Annotated in this window: 17 protein-coding genes; all 17 read left to right on the top strand. The window is 39.3% G+C overall.

What is annotated here, in order from left to right; all coding sequences use genetic code 11:
• Positions 1-85: 85 nt before the first annotated feature.
• Positions 86-571, top strand: a complete 486-nt coding sequence (locus WJM97_RS06390; RefSeq protein ID WP_353932206.1) for a WYL domain-containing protein — start codon at positions 86-88, stop codon at positions 569-571.
• A 345-nt stretch (positions 572-916) separates the two neighbouring features.
• Positions 917-1,000 carry a DUF6527 family protein gene (locus WJM97_RS06385; RefSeq protein WP_353933119.1) on the top strand — a complete coding sequence of 28 codons (84 nt, stop codon included), beginning with the start codon at positions 917-919 and terminating at the stop codon, positions 998-1,000.
• Positions 1,001-1,446: 446 nt separating this feature from the next.
• The gene (locus WJM97_RS06380) at positions 1,447-2,535 is read left to right on the top strand and encodes a nucleotidyltransferase (protein WP_353932205.1); all 1,089 of its coding nucleotides are present in this window, start codon (positions 1,447-1,449) and stop codon (positions 2,533-2,535) included.
• A 286-nt stretch (positions 2,536-2,821) separates the two neighbouring features.
• Positions 2,822-3,010, top strand: a complete 189-nt coding sequence (locus tag WJM97_RS06375; protein WP_353932204.1) for a hypothetical protein — start codon at positions 2,822-2,824, stop codon at positions 3,008-3,010.
• Complete coding sequence (locus WJM97_RS06370; RefSeq protein WP_353932203.1) at positions 3,007-4,461, top strand: SAVED domain-containing protein; 1,455 nt, start codon at positions 3,007-3,009, stop codon at positions 4,459-4,461. Before WJM97_RS06375 ends, WJM97_RS06370 begins: the two co-directional genes overlap by 4 nt.
• Positions 4,462-4,701: 240 nt before the next feature.
• Entirely contained in the window at positions 4,702-5,295 is a 594-nt protein-coding gene (locus WJM97_RS06365) for a CHAT domain-containing protein (protein ID WP_353932202.1), read from the top strand.
• Between the two features lie 2 nt (positions 5,296-5,297).
• Positions 5,298-8,468, top strand: coding sequence for a CHAT domain-containing tetratricopeptide repeat protein (locus WJM97_RS06360; RefSeq protein ID WP_353932201.1), 3,171 nt, complete (start codon positions 5,298-5,300; stop codon positions 8,466-8,468).
• Positions 8,469-8,615: 147 nt separating this feature from the next.
• On the top strand, positions 8,616-9,752 hold the full coding sequence (locus WJM97_RS06355; protein WP_353932200.1) for a GTPase domain-containing protein: 1,137 nt from the start codon (positions 8,616-8,618) through the stop codon (positions 9,750-9,752).
• Between the two features lie 13 nt (positions 9,753-9,765).
• Complete coding sequence (locus tag WJM97_RS06350; RefSeq protein ID WP_353932199.1) at positions 9,766-13,203, top strand: CHAT domain-containing protein; 3,438 nt, start codon at positions 9,766-9,768, stop codon at positions 13,201-13,203.
• A complete protein-coding gene (locus tag WJM97_RS06345) occupies positions 13,203-16,301 on the top strand; it encodes a CHAT domain-containing tetratricopeptide repeat protein (RefSeq protein ID WP_353932198.1) in 3,099 nt (1,032 codons plus the stop codon). The genes WJM97_RS06350 and WJM97_RS06345 overlap by 1 nt, the downstream gene beginning before the upstream one ends.
• Positions 16,302-16,577: 276 nt before the next feature.
• Positions 16,578-17,111 (top strand): hypothetical protein, encoded by a 534-nt coding sequence (locus tag WJM97_RS06340; protein ID WP_353932197.1) that lies wholly within the window; start codon positions 16,578-16,580, stop codon positions 17,109-17,111.
• Between the two features lie 31 nt (positions 17,112-17,142).
• Entirely contained in the window at positions 17,143-19,113 is a 1,971-nt protein-coding gene (locus WJM97_RS06335) for a CHAT domain-containing protein (RefSeq protein ID WP_353932196.1), read from the top strand.
• A gap of 239 nt (positions 19,114-19,352) precedes the next feature.
• Complete coding sequence (locus WJM97_RS06330; protein WP_353932195.1) at positions 19,353-21,746, top strand: serine protease; 2,394 nt, start codon at positions 19,353-19,355, stop codon at positions 21,744-21,746.
• Between the two features lie 3 nt (positions 21,747-21,749).
• Entirely contained in the window at positions 21,750-22,841 is a 1,092-nt protein-coding gene (locus WJM97_RS06325) for a hypothetical protein (protein ID WP_353932194.1), read from the top strand.
• A 165-nt stretch (positions 22,842-23,006) separates the two neighbouring features.
• Positions 23,007-23,969, top strand: coding sequence for a hypothetical protein (locus WJM97_RS06320; protein WP_353932193.1), 963 nt, complete (start codon positions 23,007-23,009; stop codon positions 23,967-23,969).
• A 21-nt stretch (positions 23,970-23,990) separates the two neighbouring features.
• The gene (locus tag WJM97_RS06315; RefSeq protein WP_353932192.1) at positions 23,991-24,989 is read left to right on the top strand and encodes a MoxR family ATPase; all 999 of its coding nucleotides are present in this window, start codon (positions 23,991-23,993) and stop codon (positions 24,987-24,989) included.
• On the top strand, positions 24,986-26,215 hold the full coding sequence (locus WJM97_RS06310; protein ID WP_353932191.1) for a hypothetical protein: 1,230 nt from the start codon (positions 24,986-24,988) through the stop codon (positions 26,213-26,215). The genes WJM97_RS06315 and WJM97_RS06310 overlap by 4 nt, the downstream gene beginning before the upstream one ends.
• The last annotated feature ends 10 nt before the right edge of the window (positions 26,216-26,225 follow it).

Genomic DNA, 26,225 nt, shown 5'->3' with positions numbered 1-26,225 from the left:
GTTGAATTTATACGGTGACATTTATTTTTTATCATCGCCGCGCTTCATGTATCAAATAAATGCCACTTGCTGTGGCTTTTCATCAATGATTTTTTCTTCTTGTGAGAAATCCGGGTTAGCTACTTCAAGGTTGGATAGGTTTACCGAACACTTTAAGTTGCTTGGCTCTAAAGGACGGAAATTAACAGAACAATGGCAAAGCCTCAAAGTCGCACATGAACTACTGGAGAATGGCTGGGGATTATATTTAGGTAAACAAGAAGAACAAAGTTTAGAGCGACAGGGTAAATTAGATTTTATTAACGTAACCGTGCGCTTCTTCCCTGATGTTATGGTGTTTATTCAAGAGGGTGAAAAACGCCATAAAAGCCAGAAAATTTCTTTTGGAGCCAAAACTCCAGATGGAAAACCAAGCTATCTTGATTACAGTCTCAAACTTCCACCGCGATCGCTGACGGAATTTAGCCGTTGGGTTTATCGCTTTATGGGTAGCGCCCAATTCCTTACACCGAAGGAATTGGTGGAAAAACACAAGCAAGCTGCTCAGGAATTGCTTGCTCGTTATCTTTGAATTATTGGCATCTCCTTTCTTTTCTAGCCCTAATTGATTAAATACTTGGTTAGAGCGATCGCAAAGGACACTAAGCGGTTAATTTCAGCGGCTAACTTTCAAAAGGTTCAAGAATTGGTGAAAGGAGAGTTGGCTCAAGTTCTTGCTGACGGTGTTGTTCCACAGCCTTTCTCACAATGGCCTTAGTGGTGCAGAAAACTTTTGGAAGTCTCAAGAAGAGAAGACAGTGACACGGGAGAACTCAATTTGCTGCTATATGTGCGTTCGTTGATTACAACTGTACCAACCAGATTCAGAATATGTGGATTTGTCAAAACAACAGATGCAAATTTCTCATAGCCTTCTATTAAACAGCTTAATGATTGCCACTGCCACTTTTGGGTGCGTCAAGGAATTGTTGAATGGTGCACTGATTCAGGACAGAAATAAACCTTATAGTCTCGTTTAGCAGAAAAATCCACTTCTTACTTACTCCTGGGTAAGCAATATTCCCATTGCATAAATTATTTACGGAGCAACAACTCTATGACGAAGTGTACATGAATTGAGAGGGGAGCGATCGCTCCCCTTACTTTGAGTTAATCACCAGACTGAACGATAAACCGTAAAATTACTACTAATTTTAGTTCGGTTTTTACTACAAGTACAATTGTTCTTTTTAATCAAATATGATTAAAATACAATGTAATAAAGTGCTACACAATAACCTATTGTAAGTCAATATCCGCTAAATTCAGATGAATTTGGTTACGAACTATAGGTAATACCAGTGAGTTTTTTCTGGAAGATAAATATTAATGGTGGTGGCATATGAAAAGAAATTACCATAGCACTGCGCTATGAATAACCCAATTCAGTAAAGGTAAAAAATATAGATGTTTCCGTTGATTACACACTTTGAAGAACTGCTCAAGAACATTCAACCTCCTAAAGAACGCCTTGATGCAGCACGCGATTTGCCACCCTTAGTCCGTGAGTACATCGCCAAAAGTAAAGATTTTCCCACTGTCTACCCTCACTCTCGACTTGCAGGCTCATACGCCCAAAAAATGGCAGTAGGTGATGTTAAAGACGTAGATACCCTAATACGTGTCCCTGGTGATCCAAAGGCAAATGAACCAGAGGCTAAACGATTAATTCAAGACATGAAAAAGTTGCTTGATGGCTTGCCAAAAGCTTTGGGCTTTGAAGGATATGCAGAAACGGAAATAGAGGTAGAGCGGGCACGCCGATCTGTCCATGTCTACTTCAAAGGCAAAGACTTCCACCTAGACTTTGTTCCTTGCATTGCACCAGATGGATTCGAGAGTGTGCTTTACGTTCCAGATCGAGGATTCAATAAGTGGATTGCATCGCACCCCATCGGGTATCTCAACTTACTCAATGAGCTACAGGAAAAACACGACCACAAAGTTAAACCACTTGGTAAGCTTCTGAAGCACTTCCGTGATTGCCAAATGAAAAGCCGCAAACCCAAGAGTTACTGGCTTGGCGCTCTGCTAGTTTATCATATCCAAAAGAACACTTTAGACATGACACAGCCATTGGCAGTCCTATTTTACGAGTTTTTGGATGCTATTTACCGCCAATACGATCACCTGCTATATACTAGCAATGTTGCCACCCCAAACCTCCCTGATCCGATCCTTGGTCATAACATCTCTTGGAACTGGAGCCGCACCCACTTTGAAACTTTCATGAGACGGATTAATGAGGGACGAAATTGGGCAGATAAAGCTTTAGAGACTGATGATCGGGAGAAGGCGATTAAATACTGGCAAAAAATCTTTGGAGAAGAATATTTTCCATCAGAGGTAGAAACCGCTGCGTCTCAATTGGCTAAAGCGGGTTTACCTGGCAAATCTTACGTCAGCTCTACTGGTTTAATTCTGCCCAGCCAACCTGCTTCTGGTTTATACACTTCAACCATTGCAACCAAGTTTCATGGGATTGACCAAGGCTGAATATTCTCAACTGAAACCCACTATCAACCTGGGGCTGCAAAACCTGCACATATTGCACCGATTTCCTGGGTTCGCTTACAGGCGAGAGCATGGGGTAGCTGTATGGCGAGGCACGCTTCACCCCCGTCAGTTTTCCCCAAAATATCGAGTAGCAATCCGCTACAAACTCAGCTCTTACCCAACCGTTAATGTCATATCTCCCACTCTGGCATCACGACCTCCCCATGTTTGGAAAGACGGAACTTTATGCCTCTACTACCCCAAAGAAAAACCGTGGCAGAAAGATATGCTGCTTGCAAAGACTATCATCCCGTGGACTGCATTATGGTTATATTACTATGAACTGTGGCTAGATACTGGAAAATGGCTCGGACCATCATCACACGCCTCAGATTCAAAACTCCAAAGTTGGAGTTCCAATCCCGTTGAAGGGTATTCTATTTTGGAAAAACCGACTGAGCAGCAAACCGCATGACAGAGAGTGAACATTTGACTCCCTCACTTCTAGAACCACAGTCTCGTGGTGGTGATATTGCTGAAGGTGGCTTTTCCTTTCAGGAGCAAGTCATGCTTGCTCGCATTCCTGCTTGGCTAGATCAGGATGGCTTCACAGCTATGATCCGGGAAGGAATTGGAGATGTAGAGGCAAAGTTTTTTGTACCAAGTCGTGGGTTTGCGATAGAGTTTCTTGAAGTTAAAGACCATACACTCCAACCATCTAAGTTTTTAAATGAAATTAAACGGTTCCGAGAAGTAGATGCTGGTAGTCCAAACACCTATCAGCAGTTTATACTTGTAGCAGCAGGAGTTTCCAGAGACTTAGAGCCTTTGGTAAATGGATTGCGCCGCGTTCGTAATCCTCAAGATTTTTATGAAGAAAACTCTACAGTCAAAGGAAATTCTTTCAAAGAGTATGCCAGCCTAGTCAAAAAAATTGGAGGCACAGAACAAGATGCCTTGTTCATTTTTGAAAAGGTGATAGTAGAGGCAGATTGGAACACTGCAAAATCTCACGGCGAAGCTCTTTTTAAGCAGTCTTTGGCTGACAATCTGAGTGAATATGAAGATTTATCTTTTAGAACTTTTGATAATATTTATAATCACTTAGGCACATTTATACGACAGCGCAAGAATCAAAATATTACCCGCAAAGAGTTAGAGACAAAACTACGGGAAAAAATTCCTCCCAATCAACTACCAGCCCTTAGTCCCATCTTGATTTACACAGCCATTGCCTCTGAAAATAACCCAGAGCATCATGGATTGTGTTTCGATTGGGCCCCTTTTTCTGGTGGTGAAACTCGTGCGATTGCCCCATCCCAACAGTGGAATCGCTTACTCATTGAACTACAGGATACTCGAAGCTGGATTGAAAAGTATAGAAATACTAAGCGAATCAGGCTTGCTGGCAATCGTCGTCTGGCAGCATGTCTTGCAATAGGATCTGTCTTCTCAGCTGTTAGGGGCTACGCAATTGAAATGGAATACCGTGAAGAGGTATGGGCAACAGATGCTCATCCCACTCAAGAAACCCCCGTTTATCCTTTGGCTCATCAGATGATAGGCGGAACAGGAACCCGTTTGGTTGTTAGCATAGGTATTCTTCGAGATATTATTCCTGAAGTGGAAGCCAATCTAGAGAAGTATGGACTCACAGGTGAGCCACTGCTTCACATTAGAGGAGAGCAGCCTATTACTTCCCCACAACATGCCAACAATGCCGTTGGAAGCATTAAAAAATTAATTGTTGATACATTAGTATCCCTAGGTGGTAAAGAAATCCATTTATTTTTTGCTGGGCCTGCTCATCTCGCTCTTTTTCTGGGACATCGCTTGGATGCTACAGCACCAATTACTTGCTACGCATGGGTATCTAATGGTCAATACTCTAAAACATTCCAACTCTTCTCAGGAATTTCCAGCTAAATTTGCTGAAGCCGGGGCAACGCATCTAAATATTGATGGGCAGAACCAAGAAAGAGTGGTGGAGACATAACCGTAAGCTACTGGAAGCAATTATCATAAAGATACCGGAAATCACATTTACCACTGAGTGCGACTGTTAATATAAATCTACGTCGTCGTTTTCATAATTTACCGGATGATGCCCAGTCTTTTCGGGAACCTTTTCACTGGGCAGGGTTTTGCGCTATAGGTCAGTAATGGATGAAGAACACCAAAAAAAAAGCCTATTTAACTTTAATTAACTCCTTGCTCAACTCTTCCAGCAGCCAAGTAAATTCGATTTTGAATGCTAACCATATAAATCCATTGGAATCATCTCTAGTCTTGGCTAATAGACAACGCATCACTCTAGCTGATATTACTAGTTGTACTATGCGAGATTGCTTTTTGGTAACGCTCTCTGCTTGTGAAAGTGGCTTGACAGATATAAATAAAGTTACGGATGATTATGTAGGGCTACCTAGTGGCTTCCTGATTTCAGGGGTCAAAACAGTAGTAAGTAGTCTTTGGTTGGTGAATGACCTTTCGACTGCTTTACTGATGATTAGGTTCTATGAAAATCTCATAAATTCACAATCAACAAGTCCCCAATCAGTATCTATTGCTCTCAATCAAGCCCAACTTTGGCTGCGGGATGCAACTAAAATACAGTTAGAGGAGTGGATTACAGAATATCAGTTAAATTCAAATCCGACACTCAGGAATCAGCTACGCCGTCGGTTTCATAATATGCCAGATGACGAGCAACCGTTCCATTCACCTTTTTATTGGGCAGCATTTTGTGCAATTGGTTAGTGATGAGTGAGCTAAATTCGGCAGAGGATGGAAGTAACAATACTTCTGTATCTCCTAACCCCCAAGACTATGTTGACTTCATAGTAGCAGCCTTACTTGTCACAGATGACGGCAGCGATTTGGAAAGGGTTTACTCGCTGTTACAGAAAAATTTGAATAAGTTAGATAACGCTTTCGTCAATATATTGCGTTATTGGTCAGCAAATACTTGGTCTGTGGTTCAACCAGAACAGGCGTTAGTCATTGCAGTAGCGATTGTTAATTTTAGTAATCTAATTCGTAGTTTTCCCTACGGTAACATCGCTATCAATTTGGAAATAGCGATCGCAGGCTGCGAGGTTGTCGCCCCAATCTTAACCCATGAGGCATTTCCAGAGTTTTGGGCAACAACTCAAAATATGCTGGGTGCAGTTTACCGCATTCGGATCGCAGGCGATCGCACCCAAAACTTAGAACAGGCGATCGCTTGCTATCAAAATGCTTTACAAGTCCGTACCCAGACAGCTTTCCCCGAATTGTGGGCAGAAACCCAAAATAACCTCGGTAATGCGTACAATGAACGAATTCTTGGTGAGCGAGCAAAGAATGTAGAAATAGCGATTACCTGCTTCCAAGCAGCGTTAAAAGTTCGCACCCGCACTGCATTTCCGGTGGAATGGGCAACAACCCAGAATAATCTGGGTATTGGTTACTACAATCGACTCAATGGCGATCGCGCTGAAAATCTAGAGCAAGCAATTATTTGTTATCAAAACGCCTTACAAATTCGTACTCAGACAGATTTTCCCGAAAAATGGGCAGAAACCCAAAACAACCTTGCCAACGCTTACGGTGAACGGATAAAGGGCGACAGGGCAGAAAATATTGAAGCTGCAATTACCGCCTTTCAAGCAGCATTACATATCTACACTCGCTCCAGCTATCCCCAGGATTGGGCGATGATCCAAAACAACTTGGGAGAAGCTTATCGTGACCGAATTAATGGCAACCCTACAGAAAATTTGTTAACAGCAATCTCTGCCTATGAAGCAGCGTTACAAATCTATACTCGCTCCAACTTTCCCCAACAGTGGGCTATTGTGCAGAATAATCAGGGGATTGCTTACTACAGCCTTCAAGATGGCGATCGCACTCTTAATTTAGAACGGGCAATTTCTTGTTATCATAACGCTTTACAAGTTCGCACTCAGACAGATTTTCCGGAAAATTGGGCTGAAACCCAAAATAATCTCGGTAATGCTTACAGCGAGAGAATATCTGGTAGTCGAGAAGAAAACCTAGACTTAGCAATCAGCGCCTATCAAGAAGCATTGCAAGTCCATACCCGCGAAGCATTTTCTAAGGAATGGGCAAAAACTCACAATAATTTAGCCTTAGTTTACCGCGATCGAGGACAGAGTTTCGAGGCAATTACACATTTGCATTCAGCCTTGGAAGTCTACACCCCCACTACCTTTCCGGTTGAGTGTCTTGTTTGCGGACGCAATTTTGGCAATATAGCTTATACAATTAAAGACTGGGATAGGGCGATTGAAGGCTACAGTGTGGCAATCGAAGCTGTAGAACAAAGTCGCAGCTGGGTGAACACCGACAAACGCCGACAGGAAGTTTTGGGAGCAGCAATTGATGTCTACGCCAAGATAGTGCAAGTTCATATCAATACTGCTCAATGCAACCGTGCTTTAGAATACGTCGAGCGTAGTAAAACCCGCAATCTTGTCGAACTACTGGCTAACAAAAACCTTTACCCAAAAAGCGATTTATATCCAAGGTCAGAAAATTATCAAAAAATATGTAACCAAATTGACCAATTGAGACAGACAATCCCTGCAAAACAAAGGCAATTAGAGATAATTCTCGCAAGTCGGGAGTCAGAAGCGAAAAATAACGCTTACCAGCAATTGCAAAATGAGTTAAATCAATTGCAAAAACAGCGAGATAATATCCTTGCAGACATCAACAAAGTAGACTCCAATTTCAAATTCACCCAACAAGTTGAAACCATCCCATTTAATCATGTTCAATCTCTCATTGACGAGCGTAGCGCTATCATTGAGTGGTATATTACCGACGAAAAGATTCTTACTTTTATCATCACTCGCCACAGTCCCCAACCTGAAGTTATCCAATCCTCTGCTGAAGATTTAAGTACCTTATTAAAACGTGTCAGTGCATATCTGCGTCTTTATTACCGCAAAGATCACAAAAAATGGTGGCGCAATCAGTTAGAGTCTCGCTTGCAAAATATCGCTGAAATTTTGCATATAGATGAAATAATTTCCAATATACCAGCAGAGTGCGATCGCCTAATTCTCATACCCCATCGTTTCTTGCATTTATTACCACTTCACGCCTTACCATTAGGGAATAAGCAACTAGAGAATGAGCAGAGAAAACAAAATTGTCTGTTGGATAAGTTTCCCAGAGGTGTAGGATATGCTCCTAGCTGCCAATTACTGCAACTAAGCCAAAACCAACAACGTCCTAATTTTACTCAACTGTTTGCTATCCAAAACCCGACAGGTGATTTAAGCTACACTAATTTAGAAGTTGAAACCATCGGCTCATTCTTTGCTGAAACTCAAGTTTTAGTTAAACAAAAAGCGACTAAAGCAGCTTTAAATGGCAATAATAATTTTAAATCAGCCCACTGTTGCCATTTTTCTTGTCATGCTGATTTCAACTTAGCATCACCTTTAGAATCAGCATTAATTTTGGCAAATAATGAACGGCTTACCTTAGCAGAAATATTTGCTCTAACTCTAAATCAATGCCGTTTAATTACCCTATCTGCCTGTGAAACTGGCATCGCAGATCCTACCAGTATTAGTGATGAATATATTAGTTTACCTAGTGGCTTCCTTTATGCAGGAACTCCGAGTGTGGTAAGTAGTCTGTGGACAGTAAATGACCTATCAACAGCTTTATTAATGGTTAAGTTTTATCAAAATTTAGGTGCAGGTGTTTCAGTAGCAGTCAGTTTAAATCAAGCCCAACTGTGGCTGCGAGATGTGACTAAAATACACTTAGAGGAGTGGATTACAGAGCATCAATTAAAGTTAGATTTTACACTCAGGATGCAGCTACGCCGTCGGTTTCAGAATATGCCAGACGATGCTCAACCATTTCAATCGCCTTTTTATTGGGCAGCATTTTGTGCAATAGGAAATTAATTCGAGGATTATTCATGAATATGTGATACAATCGACACACTGTAATTACCTGATTTTGATTATCTAATACTGGCTTTAGCCTTGGAATTGAGTCTTCTTCAGGAAGTAGTGAACTAACTTGCTGTCAATTAACTGTGAGTAACCATTATGACAAATTTGAGAGAGAATGTTGACGATTTTGTACAAGAGATAAAAAGTCTCAACATTCTAGTGATGGGTAAGATAGGTGTGGGGAAAAGTACTCTTATAAATGCTATTTTCGGAGAAGAAACAGCAAAAACAGGAGCCGGATTTCCAGTTACACAATATTTTGAAAAGTATTTAATTGAAGAAGAAGGATCTATCCCCATTGTTCTGTATGACTCTGCTGGTTGCGAATTAGGTAGGGAGGATAGTTTTATAGATGACACTAGCAAGTTCTTAGATGGTCAACTAGGAAAGGGGGCTGAGGAACAAATACACGTAGCCTGGTATTTAGTGAGTGCCCCGTCTGCTAGATTTGAGCCTTTTGAAGCAGTAATAATTAATAAGTTATATGAGCAGCGTATTCCTGTAATCATTGTTCTGTCGCAGTGCGATCGCGCTGCAAGAAAGGAAATAGATGGCATAATAGGAGCAATTGATAGCCTTGATTTCAAGAAAGTTTATAACATCATAGAAGTTTCGGCTTCACCTTTAGAGCAACTGAAACTTGAGCCTTTTGGTCTAAATGAACTAGTAAAGAGAACTACTGAACTATTACCCAAAGTGTTAGGTGATGCCTTTATTGCTAGACAGGTTGTTGATGTAAAAGCTAAACGCTTTGTGGCTCTGGGATATATAGTTACATCTGCAATTGCATGTTTCAGTACGGGTTTTGTCCCGTTTTGGTTTACGACTCCTGCTGCTGCTTTAATTGCTCAAACAGTTCTGTGGAACGAGATAGCTGCCTTGTACCAATTTAATAAGATTAAAGGCATGACAAGTCTCTGGACACAAATCACGACATCAAAAGAGGCTTTAGTGACTCTTGCCGCGACTACAATTGCTGATTTCTTCGTTTTTGATCCGATTACTTCTAGTTTTGCGGGAGGTACAGCAGCAACATTTGTCGTCATTGTTGGTTTCGCATTAACTAAAACTTTTGAGGAACTTGCGATGGAAGAGTTGGATGGGGTGAGTATGGAAGAGATTGAGAATTTGCTACAAGTGATCTTCAAAAAGAACTTCGATAAGTATAAGAGTATACGAATTAGAGAGAAGAAAGATGTGGATAAACTTAGAGACGACTTTTTGAATAGTTAAGGTTCTCATCAATATGAATAAGCAACACAATAAAAGTCATCTAAATTTAATCAAAAAATTAATTAATTGTGCCGATAAAAGAGAAATAAATGAAATTATACGGAATAATTTTGATGACATTAATGTTAATTTTTTAAGGATGTTACAACAAGAAGGAGTAAGATTGCAGGAGGAAGATAATAATGATAAGGGAAATTTACTAAAAGATATAGTTAGACAGTTGGCTGAGTTTTTAGGTATAGAAAAGGACGAGTTAAGGATTGCCGAAATTGAGTCCAGTAAATTACCTTTAAAAATAGAAAGCAACAAAAACTCTAATGTTAAAAGTATAAACTCTATTGATAAAGATGATTTAATTAATCGTAATGATAGGCAACTAGCATTTCTCAATGAGGTCTTACAGATATTACAAAAAATAATAAAAGACCAGAGAAATCCGCAAGAAATATATCCTTTTTTGCAGAACAATATTAATCATTTCAATGAAAATTTTATCCAAACTATAAATAATTGTGCAAATATTTATTTAGTACGAAAATCAGGAAATAATGCTCAAGAATTTGCAGCATTAATAGTGGAATTAGGTATTTTAATTAATCAATTTCCTTTAGGAGATAAAGCAATTAATTTAGAGATTGGAATTGCTTGCTACCAAGCAGCTTTACAAGTTTACCAGCGAGATCAATTTCCTCAAGAATGGGCAGCTATTCAAGATAATCTGTCAATTAACTATAGAAATAGAATAAAAGGAAATAAAGCTGATAATTTAGAAAAAGCAATCTTAGCTTGTGAAAACGCTCTACAAATTTGGAGAAAAAATTCACAAAGTTGGGCAAACACGCTAATGAATCTGGGAAATATTTATTGTAATAGAATAAAAGGAAATAAAACTGATAATATTGAGCAAGCAATTGTAGCTTATGATAATGCGTTACAAATACTTACAAAAAAAGTATTTCCGCGAGAATGGGCAGATATTCAAGACAATCTTGCTAATGCATATCAAACAAGAATCAAAGGAGATGAAGCTGATAACCTAGAGAAAGCAATTGAATGTTATCATAAGGCACTGGAAGTTCGTACCTTCGATTCTTTGTTATTAAAATGGGCAGAAACTCATAATAATCTAGGAAATACTTATGGTCGTAGAATAAAAGGGGATAAAGCTAATAACATAGAGAAAGCAATTGAATGCTATCACAATACTCTCCAAATTATTACTCAAGAGGAATTTCCTCAAACTTGGGCAGAGCTTCAAAATAATATAGTTAGAATTTATAATATAAGAATAAAAGGAAATAAAGCTGATAATTTAGAAAAAGCAATCTCAGCTTGTGAAAACGCTCTACAAGTATTTACGCAAAAGGCATTTCCTCAAGATTGGGCAATTACTCAAACAAATTTAGGAAGTACTTACAATAGCAGAATAAAAGGGGATAAAGCTGATAATTTAGAAAAAGCCATTTTAGCTTTTGAAAATGCTTTGCAAATAATTACAAAAGAAACATTGCCTCAAAATTGGTCAATTACTCATAATAGTCTTGCTATAGCTTATAGTAAAAGAATAAAAGGAGATAGAACTGATAATTTAGAAAAAGCGATCCAATCTTTTCGTAATTCTTTACAAGTTGAAACTCCTGACAATTTTCCCATCCAATGCTTAATACATAGTAGTAATCTAGGTAATTTAGGCTTCAAAGAAGGTAACTGGAAACTAGCGATAGAAGGTTACAGTAATGCTATTGAAGCATTAGAAAACACTCGCAGTGAAACGATGTCCGAAATTCGCCGTCAAGAAACTATGGCAGAAGCAATAGGAGTTTATCAAAATATTGTCCAATCTCTCGTTAACTTGGGTCAAATAGATAAAGCCATAGAATATGCGGAACGGAGTAAAAACCGTAATTTAGTTGAGCTTTTAGCTAACCGTGATTTATACCCTAAAGGAGACATTTCTCAAACTGTTATCATCGAATTGGATAAGCTTCGTAAAGAAATTGTTAAAGAAGAAAAACAACTCGCTACCAAAGAAATGAGTGATAATTTGGCTATATTGACGGCGGAAGGAAGACAACAACAATATCAACCCCAAATACCAAACCGCAGCAGGCTCAATCAACTCAAACAACAGTTAGAAGAATTAATTACCAGTCATATTACTCCCATAGATCCAACTTTTAGCCTTACCCAAAAAGTTGAACCCATTTCGTTTAACGATATTAAAACCCTAACTTCTGAGAATAAAGCCATTATTCAGTGGTACATTACCAACGATAAAATTCTTACTTTTATTATTGCTGCTGATAGTGAGCAGCCAATTATTAAACAATTTCCTTCTGAAGACAGACAGGCTTTAATTGAAGAGATAAATAACTATCTCAATCTCTACCGTACCGAAGCTAAACAAGAGTGGCAAAATCAACTGGAATCTATATTAGAGAATTTCGCTCAATATCTTCATTTAAATGAAATAATTTCCGAGCTTCCTCAAAAATGTAATAGCCTAATTTTAATTCCCCACCTTTTTATACATCTATTGCCTATTCATGCTTTGAAAGCAACCAGAAAACAAAAAGACGAAACAATTTTTACTGGATACTTATTAGACTTATTCCCTAATCAAATTAGTTATGCTCCAAGTTGTCAATTATTACAAATAGTTAAAAGCCAAGAACGAGACAATTTTAATAACCTATTCGGCATCCAAAACCCCACAGATGATTTGCAATATACTGACATCGAAGTTGATACCATTCGTCAGCTATTTAAACCTAATGACAAAGTTTTAGTTAAAGATCATGCCACCAAGGAAAATCTAAATCAGCAAAATCTTAATCAAACTAGCTATAGCCACTTTTCTTCTCATGGCTATTTTAACTTCCAAGAACCCCTTAAATCTGCCTTGATTCTCGCTAATTCTAATACACAAATACAAGAAAATGTAAACCAAGATTCAAAAAATTTTACTCGTTCACCTCAAAATCAAATCCTAGATTTAGAAAAATGTCTAACATTAGGAGAAATCTTTAACCTAGACTTAAGAAATTGTTACCTTGTTACTCTTTCTGCTTGCGAAACAGGATTAACTGACTTGGGTAATGTTAGTGATGAATATATTTCTCTACCCAGTGGCTTTTTATTTGCAGGATGTACTAATGTCGTTAGTAGTTTATGGGCTGTAAATGACCTTTCTACTGCTTTTTTAATGATTAAGTTCTATCAAAATCATAAGCAAGAAAACTTACCTGTTACAAAAGCTTTAAATGAAGCTCAAAAATGGCTCAGAGATGTAAGTAAATTGGAATTACAAACCTGGATTGAGGAAAACCAGTTACCATTAAAACCAGCGATTAGAATGAATCTGCGTCGTCGTCTGTACAAGTTGAAAGATGATGTTAAACCTTTTAAATCACCTTTCTACTGGGCGGCATTTTGTGCGATCGGTCAATAATGAACGAACAAAATCAAGAAATTTATAGGAAATTAATTGAGGCACTGCTCCAATGTAGTAGTAGCCAGGAAATCAATGAGATTTTGAATAGCAGTCAGCATTTGCTCAATGCTGAGTTATTGCAGATTATGCAACAGGTAAGCGAGGAATTAGCAGAAAAAGGTAACGAAAATGCTGCTAATTTTTTAAAAGATGTTGTCTGTCAACTATCTGAAGTATTGGGATTATCATCAACCACCACTTTTTCTCAACTCCAAAACCCTAACTCTCAACTTGACTTACTCTTGCAGTTATTGCAAGCAATCCACTACAGCAACAACAACCCGAAAGTTTTGTACTCGCTGTTACAAGATAACTTAGACCTACTTAATGATAACTTTGCCAGTGTTTTGCAAAATTGGGCAACTACTACCTTGCTAAGTATAGTACCAGAACAAGCCCAGAAGTTGAGCGCAGATATAGTCAATTTCAGTATTCTCATCCGTAAGTTTCCCCTAGGGAATCAAGCCAGTAACATAGAAGTTGCGATAGCAGGGTATCAAGTTGCTGCTACGGTATTTACCAGGGAAGCTTTTCCTCAAGAATGGGCTTCAATACAAAACAATCTGGGGATTGCCTATCGTAACCGTATCAGAGGAGAAAAAGCAGAGAATTTAGAACAAGCGATTGGCTATTATTTGGCTGCCTTGAGGGTATGTACTTGTGAACTGTGTCCCTATGACTGGAGTATGACCCAACAAAATTTAGGTATTGTCTATCAAAATCGCATTCGGGGAGAACAAGCAGAAAACATAGAAGCAGCAATTCACTGCTTTGAAGCGGCATTAAAAGTACGTACTCGCCAAGCCTTTCCTCAAGACTGGGCGATGACTCAACACAATCTGGGAATTGCCTACAGTAGTCGCATTCGGGGGGAGAAATCGGAAAATTTAGAAGCAGCCATTCATTGTTTTCAGACTGCCTTGGAAGTACGCACCCGCGAAGTCAATTCCCAAGAGTGGGCAATGACTCAGAACAATTTGGGAATTGCTTACTACGAACGTATTGAGGGAGAACAGGCAGAGAATTTGGAAGCAGCAATTCGCTGTTTTCAGGCCGCCTTGGAAGTATACACTCGCGAAGACTCAGCCTACAAATGGGCTATGCTGCACAACAATTTGGGCAATGCCTATAGTAATCGTATTTGTGGGGAAAAGGCAGAGAACCTAGAAACAGCTATTCGTTGTTTCACAGCTGCCTTGGAAATACGCACCCGTAGACTTTTTTCACAGGAATGGGCTACAACCCAGAACAATCTGGGCGATACCTACCGCAAACGCATTAATGGGGAAAAGCTAGAGAACTTAGAAATCGCAATTCGACATTTAAAGGCAGCCTTAGAGGTACGTACTCGCGAAGCTCTTCCTATATTATATGTAGAAACTCAATTCAATCTCGGTCTTGCCTATCAAGATGCTGGACAGTTTAGTGATGCTTACAATGCTTTTACGGCTGCTATTGATATTTTAGAGTCTTTGCGAGGGGAGATAGTCTTTGGTTCTGCAAAAGAAGAAGACAAACAAAAACTAGCTGAAAAATGGAACAAGGTCTATGAATTTGCAATAGAAGTTTGCCTGGAGTTGGAGAACCCTACCAAAGCAATAGAATATGTCGAGCGCAGCAAAACTCGCAACTTGGTAGAACTTATCCTCAGTCGCGACCTCCAGGCTATTTTCCCCAGAGAAATCGTTAGACAATTGGAACAACTCCAAGACGAAATCTCTACCAGTCAGTACCAATTGCAAAATGCTATAGCTCAAGCAAGCACTGCTCTGACAAAACATCTTTCACAGCTAAGGCTGCAACGCAATAAACTGCAAAACCAATACCTCCCCGTTGGTTCAGGGTTTAAATTTGACCAATTTAGGGTAACTTTGGATCGGCGTACTGCTATTGTCCAGTTGTATGTTGCCAGAAACAAGTTTCTTGTTTTTATTTTCACCTGTCAAACCCAACAGCCTATTGTTTGGCAATCCGAGCCAAAAGACTTAAAAAAATTGATGTATTGGGTAGCTGCATATATGGGAGCTTACTATGAGAAAAAATCCCATTGGCAGCGCCGCTTAAGTACCCGTCTCCATTTACTAGGTAAGATTCTGCACCTTGAGGAAATTATTAAGCTGATTCCCGATAGTTGTGAGAGGCTAATTTTAATTCCCCATCAGTATTTACATTTATTTCCCCTTCATGCGTTGCCAGTTACAGAGAAATCTAGTCTCCTTGATTTATTTCCTCAAGGGGTGAATTATGCTCCTAGCTGCCAAATGCTCCAACTTGCTCAGATGAGAAAACTTCCTGACTTCACAAGCTTCTTTGCTGTTCAAAACCCTACAAAAGACCTCGGCTATACCAATCTTGAAGTAGAAACAATTCAACGTTATTTTAGTACAACCAATGTTCTCAAAGAAGGGATGGCAACCAGAGAAGCGATTGATGATATTTCCTTTACTACTGCCCACTGCACCCACTTTAGCTGTCATGGCTATTTTCATCCAAACCAGCCTCGCCAATCTAGCCTTATCCTCACAGATGCATATCTTGACACGGCATCCACTGAAACTAACTCAGAACAGTACCTCACTTTGCCAGATGGAAAACTGCTGGATTTGGATAAATGCCTGACTTTGGAGAAAATATTCACTCTCAACTTAAACCAATCTCCCCTAGTCACTCTATCTGCTTGCGAAACTGGATTGATTGATTTCCGCAATATCAGCGATGAATACATTGGTTTACCCAGTGGTTTTCTTTATGCAGGTGCTTCTAGTGTCGTTAGTTCTCTTTGGACAGTTAATGACTTATCTACAGCTTTTTTAATGATTCAGTTTTATCAAAATCTGCAAACCACGCAGTCAGTTGCAGTTGCTCTCAACCAAGCTCAACTCTGGCTCAGAAATCTTACCAAGAAGGAATTGGAAACATGGATGGTTCAAAGCCAGTTAAATTTAGCTCCAGCAGTTAAGATGAGTTTAAATCGTCGATTACATAAAATATCTGATGATGCTCAACCCTTTAAATCGCCTTTCCATTGGGCAGCATTTTGTGCGATTGGGCAATGACAAATTCAATGGAGAAAAAACATTAGTAGTTGTGGAAAAAGGAGGAGCAGTGACAAAAGAACAACGTCAAAAAGCATATCTAAATCTAATACAGCACTTTTGGGGTAAATGAGGTACACCAATTTTATAAGGTAGTTTTAAAACTTGGAGTTCAACCAATGACTGTACCTCACCAACCTCGAATCTGCTGTATATCAATTACTGACCTGCCCTGATGGTCAATAACCAGAAATTTTGCTAGCAAATGCGGCGTTTTGTGTGATTGGACAATAAATAATGGAATTTTTTGAAAAAGCAACCAATTTTCTTAGAGATATTCTCGTTGATGCTGCTCACAAAGATTTAGTAGCAGCAATTAGCACACCGGAAACAGCAACTACTCCAGAAGAAGCCTTTTTAGTTGAGGCTTTACAAGTTTGTATGAGGAGTTTTGGCAATCCACAGGTCATTTACCCATTCTTTCAGGAAAACCTGGAGTTACTGAATGAAAACTTTGCAAGCTGGCTGCGTACCTGGACAAATACTATTTGTTCAAGGGCAACTTTTTCTCAAGCAACACGAATTTCAGCTGCTGTTTCAACTTTCAGTACTGTACTTCAAGAGTTTCCTGTTGGTAGTAAAGCCAGTAATCTCGAAATTGCTATTGCTGGCTATGAAGCGACTGCTCAAATGATGTCTCATGAACTTTTTATAGGTCCTTGGGGAGAATCTCAACACAATCTAGCAGTTGCCTATTGCAATAGGGTACGCGGAGATAAAGCTGAGAATATTGAAACAGCGATCACTTGTTGTGAAAAGGGCAATGATTAATAACAATCTAGCATGTGCTTATGCCAACCTTGTGAATGATAATCCACAACAGTATTTTCCAGCGGCAGTCCAACATGGACAACAAGCACTACAGATATACAGTCGGGAAGTGAATCCTTATGGCTACATCAATATACAGTTAAATCTAGGACTTGCCTATCAAGCAGTAAATCAATTTCAAAGTGCTTATAACGCTTTTGCAGAAGCAATTTCCACTGTAGAGTTTCTGCGAGTAGTAATTACTTCGGGGGATCGTGCTAAACAGAAATGGGGAGCAAAATGGAATGACCTTTATCAAAAAATTGTAGAAGTTTGTCTGGCACTAGCTGATAGTAAGCCTCAGTATGCAGCTTTGGCACTTGAGTATATCGAGCGTAACAAGGTGCGAGTCCTGTTTGAGTTACTTGCCAAACGTGATCAATTACCCCCAGAACTTCCCAACAATATTCAGCAGCAATGGCAGGAGCTACAGCGAGATATTTCGGCTGAGCAGCGACGGCTAGATTTAGCTCAAAGAACTTCTTCAAGTATTAACATCATCTTTACCGAAGATGAGCCTGACTTGAAAAAATTGCTGTCTAGCCCTACTCTAGATTACAGTTATCTTAATCAGCTTCAGGGAAAACTGGACGAGCTAATTGCTAATCATATTCAACCTTTAATTTCTACTTTCAATCCATCTCAGGCTGTTGACTTCATCACCTTCAATCAAATCAGATCGCTGATTGATGAAAATACTGCAATTATAGAATGGTACGTGACTCCAGAGCAGGTTAGGGTTTTCATCATTACCCATGCGACCATCTATCCTACCGTTCGGGAATACCCCATCAACTGGGACTCTCCTTTGACAGAAATAGCAGAGGGATTGCCTCCTCGCATGGCTGAATATCTCCAACAACTAGGAGAGCAAGAATGCACAAACACTGACACTAAAAATCCCTCGCTAGTAGAAACATACTTCCATTACCTGACAACTTACGCACAGGATAAAGAACAGTGGCAAAAGCAACTTCCTAGCACACTCCAACAATTTGCCCAGCTACTACATCTAGATGAAATCCTTCAATCTATTCCTAAAACCTGTAACCAACTGATTCTAGTTCCTCATCGTATTCTTCACCTATTGCCACTTCATGCTTTAACGTTAGCAGATGGCTCTTGCTTGCTAGACCACTTTTCTCAAGGAGTGCGCTATGCGCCCAGTTGTCAGCTACTTCAGCTCACACAACAGCAACAACGACCAAACTTTAGTGACCTGCTTGGTATACAAAACCCAACTCATGATTTGAGTTACTCAGATGTAGAAGTCTTAGCAATACAAAAATACTTCACACGCAACGACATTTTGGAAAAAGAGCAAGCAAAGAAATCTAATCTTTCTCTCCAACAATTTAAGTCTGCTCACTGTCTTCACTTCTCCTGCCACAGTTCTTTTAACTTCACTGAACCACTTAAATCCGTACTTGTTTTAGCAGGCGGTTTTTTGGATAGCAAATCTGCAACTATTGAAACAACGGTGCAAACTCTAGAGGAAAAAAAATTGGATTTAGCTAATTGCCTAACACTAGAGGATATCTTCAAGCTCAATCTACAGAAATGTCGCTTGGTGACTCTATCTGCTTGCGAGACAGGAATAACAGACATGACTAATGTCAGCGATGAATATATTGGCTTACCTAGTGGTTTCCTCTACGCAGGTAGTCCTAATGTCGTCAGTTCCCTGTGGACGGTAAATGACTTATCCACGGCCTTTTTAATGACTCGATTTTACCAGAATCTGCAAAACTTCCAGTCAGTCGCAGTTGCTCTTAACCAAGCCCAACCCTGGCTTCGAGATATCACCAGAAAGGAACTGGAAACATGGATTGAAGAAAACCAGTTACCTATGAGTCCAGCAGTTAGAATGAATCTGCGTCGTCGTCTTCATAAAATGTCTGATGATGCTCAACCCTTTAAATCGCCTTTTTACTGGGCAGCATTCTGTGCGATTGGTAAATAATGAAACAACAAACTCTAAAATCTTGCATTTTTTTAATTTCAAATCGCCTCAAATCCTTTACCTGCAATGTTTTCATATTTATTCAGCAAGCCATACTTAACGGCAAGCTCCGCTAACAGCAAGTTCTAATTATAATTCTTCAGTACAAAAGTTTTTGTATATTTACAGTCATGAATCAGATATCAATAAATATCAATTTCAATATACACCTAAAATTATCTGTATCATCTGCCCAAATCATGAACGAAATCCCCAAGAATTTCGGACTACATCGTCCTAGTCTTACCCTTTATGCTTTCCATTTACGAAACAGCATAAACCAAGGGGAAGAACCGACTGTAGCAGAAGCACCAATTTTATGGGAACAGTTAGTTGATTTGGGTGATAAGTTCCACATTACAAAATTAAAAACCCTGCCAAACCAACTTATTTGCTATCAAAATAATCAATATTTTCCACAAATAGAAGATTCTTTTGGAATTGAATATACCAATCTTTTACATAATCAAGAACAAAGTTTAAACTTTCAGTTAATTCCTCAAACTAGAGGGTTAGAACTTCAAGGTTTACTTTGCCCTTTTCGATTACATGATACTTATGCAATTGATTTAACTCTGTATTCTCAAGATACGTTCAGCATATCTCAATTAAGTAATCTTAATTACAATAATCTGCTACTACCTCCAAAAATTCAAGCTTCTTTGGGTCAAACATTATTACTTTTTGGGCAACCAATAGAAGCACAAGACAACTATCAAGATTTAGCTAATGCTTTTGTTACACAAATACTTTCAGAAAGAAATTCAACTGAGTTAATTAGTACAGGTTATCTGCTAGGCAATCCAATTTTTGAATATGAAAGCGCGCACACAGACCCTGCTCAAAAACTGCATATTTTAGTTTGGTTTAAATGCCAAGATATGAACCAAAACTGCATGGATAAAGTAGCTGAAATTCTACTATATCTGCTGTGGTGTAGGCATAAAATTCAGTATGTTTATTATCAATCACGGTGGTGCGATCGCAAAGCCAAAAAACTTTACGGTAAATTACAAAATTACGAACGACGCTTTCATCAAATTACTCAAACTGCAAATCAGCGATCGCAGTTAAGGCAGTTGCAGGTAGACTTATCGAACATAGGCTTGGAGTATGCTCGCTACTTGGGGGAACTGGCAGATCACGAAAATACTATAGCTATAAATGAAAAAAATTACAGAAATAAGCTAGAAAAATTGGAGTCTTTACCGGAGACTAACTTAGGTTTATGGCATCAGTTTTTACGTTATAGCCAGAACAAATTGCAGCAACAAATTCAAACAGACTTGAGATTTTTAGAACGAGGACGCGATCGCCTCCAACATCTCAAAGCTACTGTCCAAGAAAGCATTGCCACTGCACCCGTTGAGAATCAATCCAGGTTTGGGGGTAACTCATGGGTGCAACCTGCTGTCACAAGTTTCCCTCAGAATTTATACTATCATGAGCATGTAGCTGTAACAAATGATATGCCTGGGATTCCTGAAAATATATATCCTCGACTATGGAGAACTTTGTCGAATTGCGATCAGTTTAGGACTAATGACCGACTAATCGATTTTTTTGATTCCAACGACCTGCTCAAAGCGTGGTGTAATAATTTGCCAGAGACTAATAGTCGAGATGAACGAGCGCAGAGAGTAATTGCTTACTTAGATGATGAATATCGTAATGATACTAAAGAAAATGTGTTAATGATACTGCTGCATTTATTAAAGAAGCAGATAGATCCGGTAAAAGAGTTGCATCAGACTTTATCTGAACTAATACAAGAACTTGAACCTATACTTGCACCTAAGTCTAATAGTAAATCTAATCTCGTAGTTTTACACAATAATCCTAGCCTAAATGATTTACGTAAAGCAGAAGCCAACCCCAAAGGTGAGCCGATGTTTTACATTGCAGGAGATGAGAAACTGCTGAATTGCGCTCGTGCAGTTGCTCGTGTGACTGTCCCCAAAATTGTCAATGGGAAAATGAAGAAAATACCTACAGGTACGGGGTGGCTGGTTACTTCTGAACTGGCATTAACTTGTTGGCATGTTATTGAAGCCAGAGACCCCAAAAGGGAGCCACCAATTAGTGCATCTGACCTGCAAAAGCAAATAGCCAATAGCGTATTCACTTTTGACTTTACCCAAGCAGGTGTTGGGATTGAATATGGCTTGGTGCAGATGGAACACGACAATCTGGAATTAGATTATGCTGTTGTGCGGTTGCGCGATCGCCAGGATTCTCCTCTGCAACGCCGGAGATTTCTCGGATTGGATGCAGACATAGATTTCAAACTAGTGACGCAACTATATGTAATTCAGCATCCCAAAGGACAGCCACAGCAGCGTTCTGGTGGATTTTACAAGTCTGATTTGGATAGCAACCGTATTCTCCATAGCGCCCCTACTGAAGAAGGAACATCAGGCGCACCTGTATTGAATGTAACCAACTTTCAGGTAGTGGCACTGCACAACGGCGAAAACGAAACTCAAAAATTGCGGGAAGCCACGAAAATTCAAGCTATCTTGAGTGATTTACAGCACAATCGTCCTAAACTGTACAATGAAATCATAGCCGCACAAAGCCAAAATCAGGAGTAAATCATGCCAACAGGTGCTAGTCAACCTTTTTACCTACAAGACCAACCTTCCCCTCAATTCAACTTAGAATTAGACAATAGTTACTTTTTGGTAAAGTTACACGATGCTCAGACATTTTTTCAAGCGAACTTCTTGGGTAAGGCTGATTTAGTGACATTTAGTTCTTCTGTAACAAGCTCCTTTCAACCCAATTCTCCAACCCAAAGCCTACATCAAATATCTACGATTCAAAGAAACACTCCTTGTCGTTTGGGTCTTAGCACTAATTTAACTGAATGGCTTCCTGCCAGGTCTAGTGATTCATTGCGGATTAATATCAAATATACGGTATTGCAGGGGAAACCCATACAGAAATTCGTAGATCATATCAAACAGGCCGATTGGGTAGCGAAGTTGTCATTACGACCAGATTGGGCTGTAGCTGTCAAGGTTACTGATATTGTTGGCAGATTATTGAGTTATCTAGCGCAGGAAGGGAGCCAACAAAACCCATTTACCTTAGTCATGGATTTCAACGTAGCGGATTTAAAAACTGGCTACTATCTTGTCTACGGTTCCCATAGTGATGAAGATTGGCCTTCACCTCAATTTCTGCAAATTGATGCAGATAAACGCTTAAGAGATAAAAGTAGCGGAAGTTCGCTTTCTCGTCTTTCTTATGCCGTCATTCAAGTATTAGGAATTAAGAGATTGAGCCAGGAAGAGTTCCGCGATGAACCTTGGTGGCTACTATTGCAAACAGTCAAAGAACATATACTTGACTCTGTTCTTACTACTGAACTAGAACGCCGACAAAAAATAGGTGAATGGCTTTTCGTTCTCAGACGTGTAAAAGAATTAGCTCTCAAGCGGCACGAGTTTTTATTATCAGAAATACAAGAAATTATTGCTGCTGCTCAAATAGAGGTAGAAACCAAATTACAACCAAGTATCACAGCAGAAGCGGCTGGTATTGGTGATGAATTACCTGATGATTTGCAGGATCTATTGGGTGTGGAGACTGAAGGAGAACTGCAAGAGTTAGTGAGAGATTATCAGGATGCCTTGGAGATATCCCAGCAATTGCTGGAGCAGTATAAACTGTTGGGAGATTGATTGGTGGAACTACCATCTGATCTGTATTCGCAATGCCATACAGTTTTTAAGAATTGTCCGCAATTTAAAAGTTATGAAAGTCTTTGTGCATTTTGCGAAGCACAGCAAGAGTTTTGTTTTTTAGTAGACGAGCTAGTAGAAGAAAAAAGTCGATTATATCTAGTGATGAATAATCTATCTATACTTCTCAAAAGTAAACATGCACTGTATGGTTGGATATTTCCCAGGTTTGTGCAATCCTTACGAGATAATTGTCATCCAGATAATGCCAGATGGGGCGACATTAATGATTTATGTGTCAAAATTGAAAAAATCATAGTTCAATCTCAAGCATTAGATACACAATTTTTTCTAGATAAGCAAAAACTTTTTCACTCGATTCTCGATATTGACTTTGACGAGCAGGAAGATAAAGTAATAACAGCTCTAGACTGGCAAAATTTTCCTCACAAAACAGCAGCTTTTTTAGTTCATGGTAATCATCAATTTGGGCAATTCCCTTTGGTTACTCGACTGTTGCAATTACAAGAGTTAAAGAATGGGGAACGCAGAGAAATTTTTGTTAAACTTAGCAACCTGAAGAACATTGATTGCGTGTGGGAGGAAGTGGCTCGAAGGTTTGTTCATGGCAACCAGCCTACTGGGTTATCGCCAGAACAAATAAAGGAGAAAATTTTTCAAGCGTTGCAATCTCAAAATTTAATTTTTATATTTTATGAAGTCTATCAAAGTGATAGATTGAGTTTTTTGGATGAATTAATTCAAGATTTTTGGCAACCTATTGTAGAAAAAGCTAATCACAAAGAAACATATTTGGTAATGTTTTTAATTGATAATAAAGGAGGAGTCTGTAAATCAGGGGTTTCTTTGGCTGAGGAAGTTAATCACCCAAAATACCCCAAAATTCCCTTAAGCTTACCCCCCAGCACACAATTTCCCCGTACAAAGATAGCTAGTTGGCTGCGAGTAGCAGTTAGAGACAAGGTAGTACCTGAAAGTTTATGTGTTGATATATTACTGACAGATTCTCAAGAAGGTGTTCCTGAGCTTGTTTACGAAAGAATTTGTCAGTACTGTAATACCAGTTGGGAAAGAGAGTTAGCACATAAGTTGATTCAGGTGTTCTAGTTGGAAAGGAAAATTAACACAATGGTTGATTCAGTAATACCCTGCATTTATACAGGTAAATCCGAATTTGATGGGCGTGAGCCTTATATACCCGCGCCTGAGTTGATTGAAGCAGTAAATCTGACAATTTTTTTACAAAAACGTCCTTTGTTGCTCAAAGGAGAACCGGGTTGTGGTAAAACTCGCTTGGCTCGTGCTGTGGCTGATGAACTAAAATTACCTTATGAGTCTTGGTATATCCAATCTACAACTAGGGCAAAAGATGGTTTTTACACTTACGATGCGATCGCTCGTCTTCAGGATGCCCAATTAGCACAGCATGATGAGCAGAAACGCTCAAAAGTGAATGACCCTAACAATTATATCAGGCTGGGGCCGTTGGGTCGTGCCTTCCTCTTTTCTCTGGATAAATCGCAGCGCCAAGAACTTGGTTTGTTAGGTTGTGAGTTTCAGAAGTCTTTGGAACAATCTCAGTACAACTTCTCAGAAAAACCACAACGCTGTGTAGTTCTGATTGATGAAATTGATAAAGCTGATATTGATTTTCCCAATGACTTACTTCAAGCATTAGATGAGGGGAGATTTCTTATTCAGGAAACGGGAGGAGAGATAAAAGCCAATTCAAAGTATTTGCCAATTATATTTATTACTAGCAATGATGAGAAAGATTTACCTGATGCTTTCCTACGTCGTTGCTTATTCCACTATATTAAATTTCCTCAAGAATCTGAACTAATCAACATTATTAACGCCCACTTCCCGAAATCACAACCAGCAGTTATAGGAGCAGCTGTTAGACGCTTTCAACTACTGCGAAACAAGATGGAAGAAAATATTGGTAAAACTGGTAAAAAAGTCAGTACCAGTGAGTTAATTGACTGGTTTACAATCTTGCGAGAATATCCTGAAGATGAGGCTTTGAGTAAACTCGAAGGAGAACTTCCATTTGCTGGAGTTTTATTAAAGTATTGGAAGGATTATCGGGACTACTTGCTTCCGTCACAGGAGGAACAAAAATGAATCCCGTTGAAATTCCTTTACTCAATGCTTTGTTAATTTTATTTAATAAATTGCGGTCATACGGTTTTCCCTTGGGTGTTGAAGATTATATGTTGGCACTACAGGCGTTGCAAGCAGGATTTGGTATGGGCGATCGCCAAACATTAGAGCGATTGTGCTGTACACTATGGACAAAATCTGAGCAAGAAGCCCGTTTACTCAATCGGCTTTTTGATGAAGTGCTATTAGCTCAACCCCAAACTCATATAAATCAATCTTCCACTACCGAACCAGTAAAGCCTGCGGTCGAAACAGCTAAAAAAACCGAAACACCTCAAGCTGTAAATTCATTAACAAAGCAAGAAGAAACTGTCGGTTCTTCTACATCAACATCAACACCTATTTCCGAAGAACCTAATCAGCCACCACTTGAAAATCAACCAACTCAACCTCAAAAACCCGTTACTGAAGCAAGTTCAACTGCTGATATAGTGCAAGAAATTGAACCAGAACAGGTAATTCAAGCACTTCGCAGCAATCAGCCTAGTACCTTTGAAACAAGTTACTACCCCACAGATTTATCAGCACAATACCTACCAGTAACCAGTAGAGAGATGAAGCAAGGTTGGCGTTTTTTACGTCGCCGCGTGCGCGAAGGTACATTGAAGGAGTTAGATATAGCAGGTACGGTAGAAAAAAATTGTCGTTACGGGATTTTACCTGAACCAGTGATGATGCCACGCTATACCAATCAAGTTAAACTGGTCTTACTGGTCGATCAAGGTGGCTCAATGGTGCCTTTTCATCATCTCTCCCGTCAATTAATAGATAAAGCTGAACGGGGTGGAAACATTAAGCAAACCAGTGTTTATTACTTCCAGAACTATCCTGAAAAATATCTTTTTATTGACCCAACTAGACTGGAAGCTCAACGAATTACAAATTTTCTAAAATCTATTGATAAAAAAACATCCGTACTAATTGTTAGCGATGCTGGTGCTGCGCGAGGTAACTATAATCCAGAACGAGTTGAGTATACGCAAAAGTTTGTTGAGCAACTTCAGCAATCAGTAAATTATTATGCTTGGTTAAATCCCATGCCCAACGATAGTTGGCAGTATACCACTGCTGATAAAATTGCTCGTTTTGTGCCAATGTTTGAAATGAGTCGTGAGGGACTGAGTGCAGCTATTAATATTTTACGCGGTCGCTACGTTTACTGGGAGCATCCCTACCAGTGGATGTAATGATAGTTAT

Source organism: Okeanomitos corallinicola TIOX110 (assembly GCF_038050375.1).
Taxonomy (GTDB): domain Bacteria; phylum Cyanobacteriota; class Cyanobacteriia; order Cyanobacteriales; family Nostocaceae; genus Okeanomitos; species Okeanomitos corallinicola.
This window is presented reverse-complemented; position numbering and strand designations above follow the sequence as displayed.

What these genes read in the sequence shown, in the direction of transcription:
- WJM97_RS06390 (WP_353932206.1), top strand. Translation starts at nt 86, where the DNA reads ATGATTTTTTCTTCTTGTGAGAAATCCGGGTTAGCTACTTCAAGGTTG.
- WJM97_RS06380 (WP_353932205.1), top strand. Translation starts at nt 1,447, where the DNA reads ATGTTTCCGTTGATTACACACTTTGAAGAACTGCTCAAGAACATTCAA.
- WJM97_RS06375 (WP_353932204.1), top strand. Translation starts at nt 2,822, where the DNA reads ATGCTGCTTGCAAAGACTATCATCCCGTGGACTGCATTATGGTTATAT.
- WJM97_RS06370 (WP_353932203.1), top strand. Translation starts at nt 3,007, where the DNA reads ATGACAGAGAGTGAACATTTGACTCCCTCACTTCTAGAACCACAGTCT.
- WJM97_RS06365 (WP_353932202.1), top strand. Translation starts at nt 4,702, where the DNA reads ATGAAGAACACCAAAAAAAAAGCCTATTTAACTTTAATTAACTCCTTG.
- WJM97_RS06360 (WP_353932201.1), top strand. Translation starts at nt 5,298, where the DNA reads ATGAGTGAGCTAAATTCGGCAGAGGATGGAAGTAACAATACTTCTGTA.
- WJM97_RS06355 (WP_353932200.1), top strand. Translation starts at nt 8,616, where the DNA reads ATGACAAATTTGAGAGAGAATGTTGACGATTTTGTACAAGAGATAAAA.
- WJM97_RS06350 (WP_353932199.1), top strand. Translation starts at nt 9,766, where the DNA reads ATGAATAAGCAACACAATAAAAGTCATCTAAATTTAATCAAAAAATTA.
- WJM97_RS06345 (WP_353932198.1), top strand. Translation starts at nt 13,203, where the DNA reads ATGAACGAACAAAATCAAGAAATTTATAGGAAATTAATTGAGGCACTG.
- WJM97_RS06340 (WP_353932197.1), top strand. Translation starts at nt 16,578, where the DNA reads ATGGAATTTTTTGAAAAAGCAACCAATTTTCTTAGAGATATTCTCGTT.
- WJM97_RS06330 (WP_353932195.1), top strand. Translation starts at nt 19,353, where the DNA reads ATGAACGAAATCCCCAAGAATTTCGGACTACATCGTCCTAGTCTTACC.
- WJM97_RS06325 (WP_353932194.1), top strand. Translation starts at nt 21,750, where the DNA reads ATGCCAACAGGTGCTAGTCAACCTTTTTACCTACAAGACCAACCTTCC.
- WJM97_RS06320 (WP_353932193.1), top strand. Translation starts at nt 23,007, where the DNA reads ATGAATAATCTATCTATACTTCTCAAAAGTAAACATGCACTGTATGGT.
- WJM97_RS06315 (WP_353932192.1), top strand. Translation starts at nt 23,991, where the DNA reads ATGGTTGATTCAGTAATACCCTGCATTTATACAGGTAAATCCGAATTT.
- WJM97_RS06310 (WP_353932191.1), top strand. Translation starts at nt 24,986, where the DNA reads ATGAATCCCGTTGAAATTCCTTTACTCAATGCTTTGTTAATTTTATTT.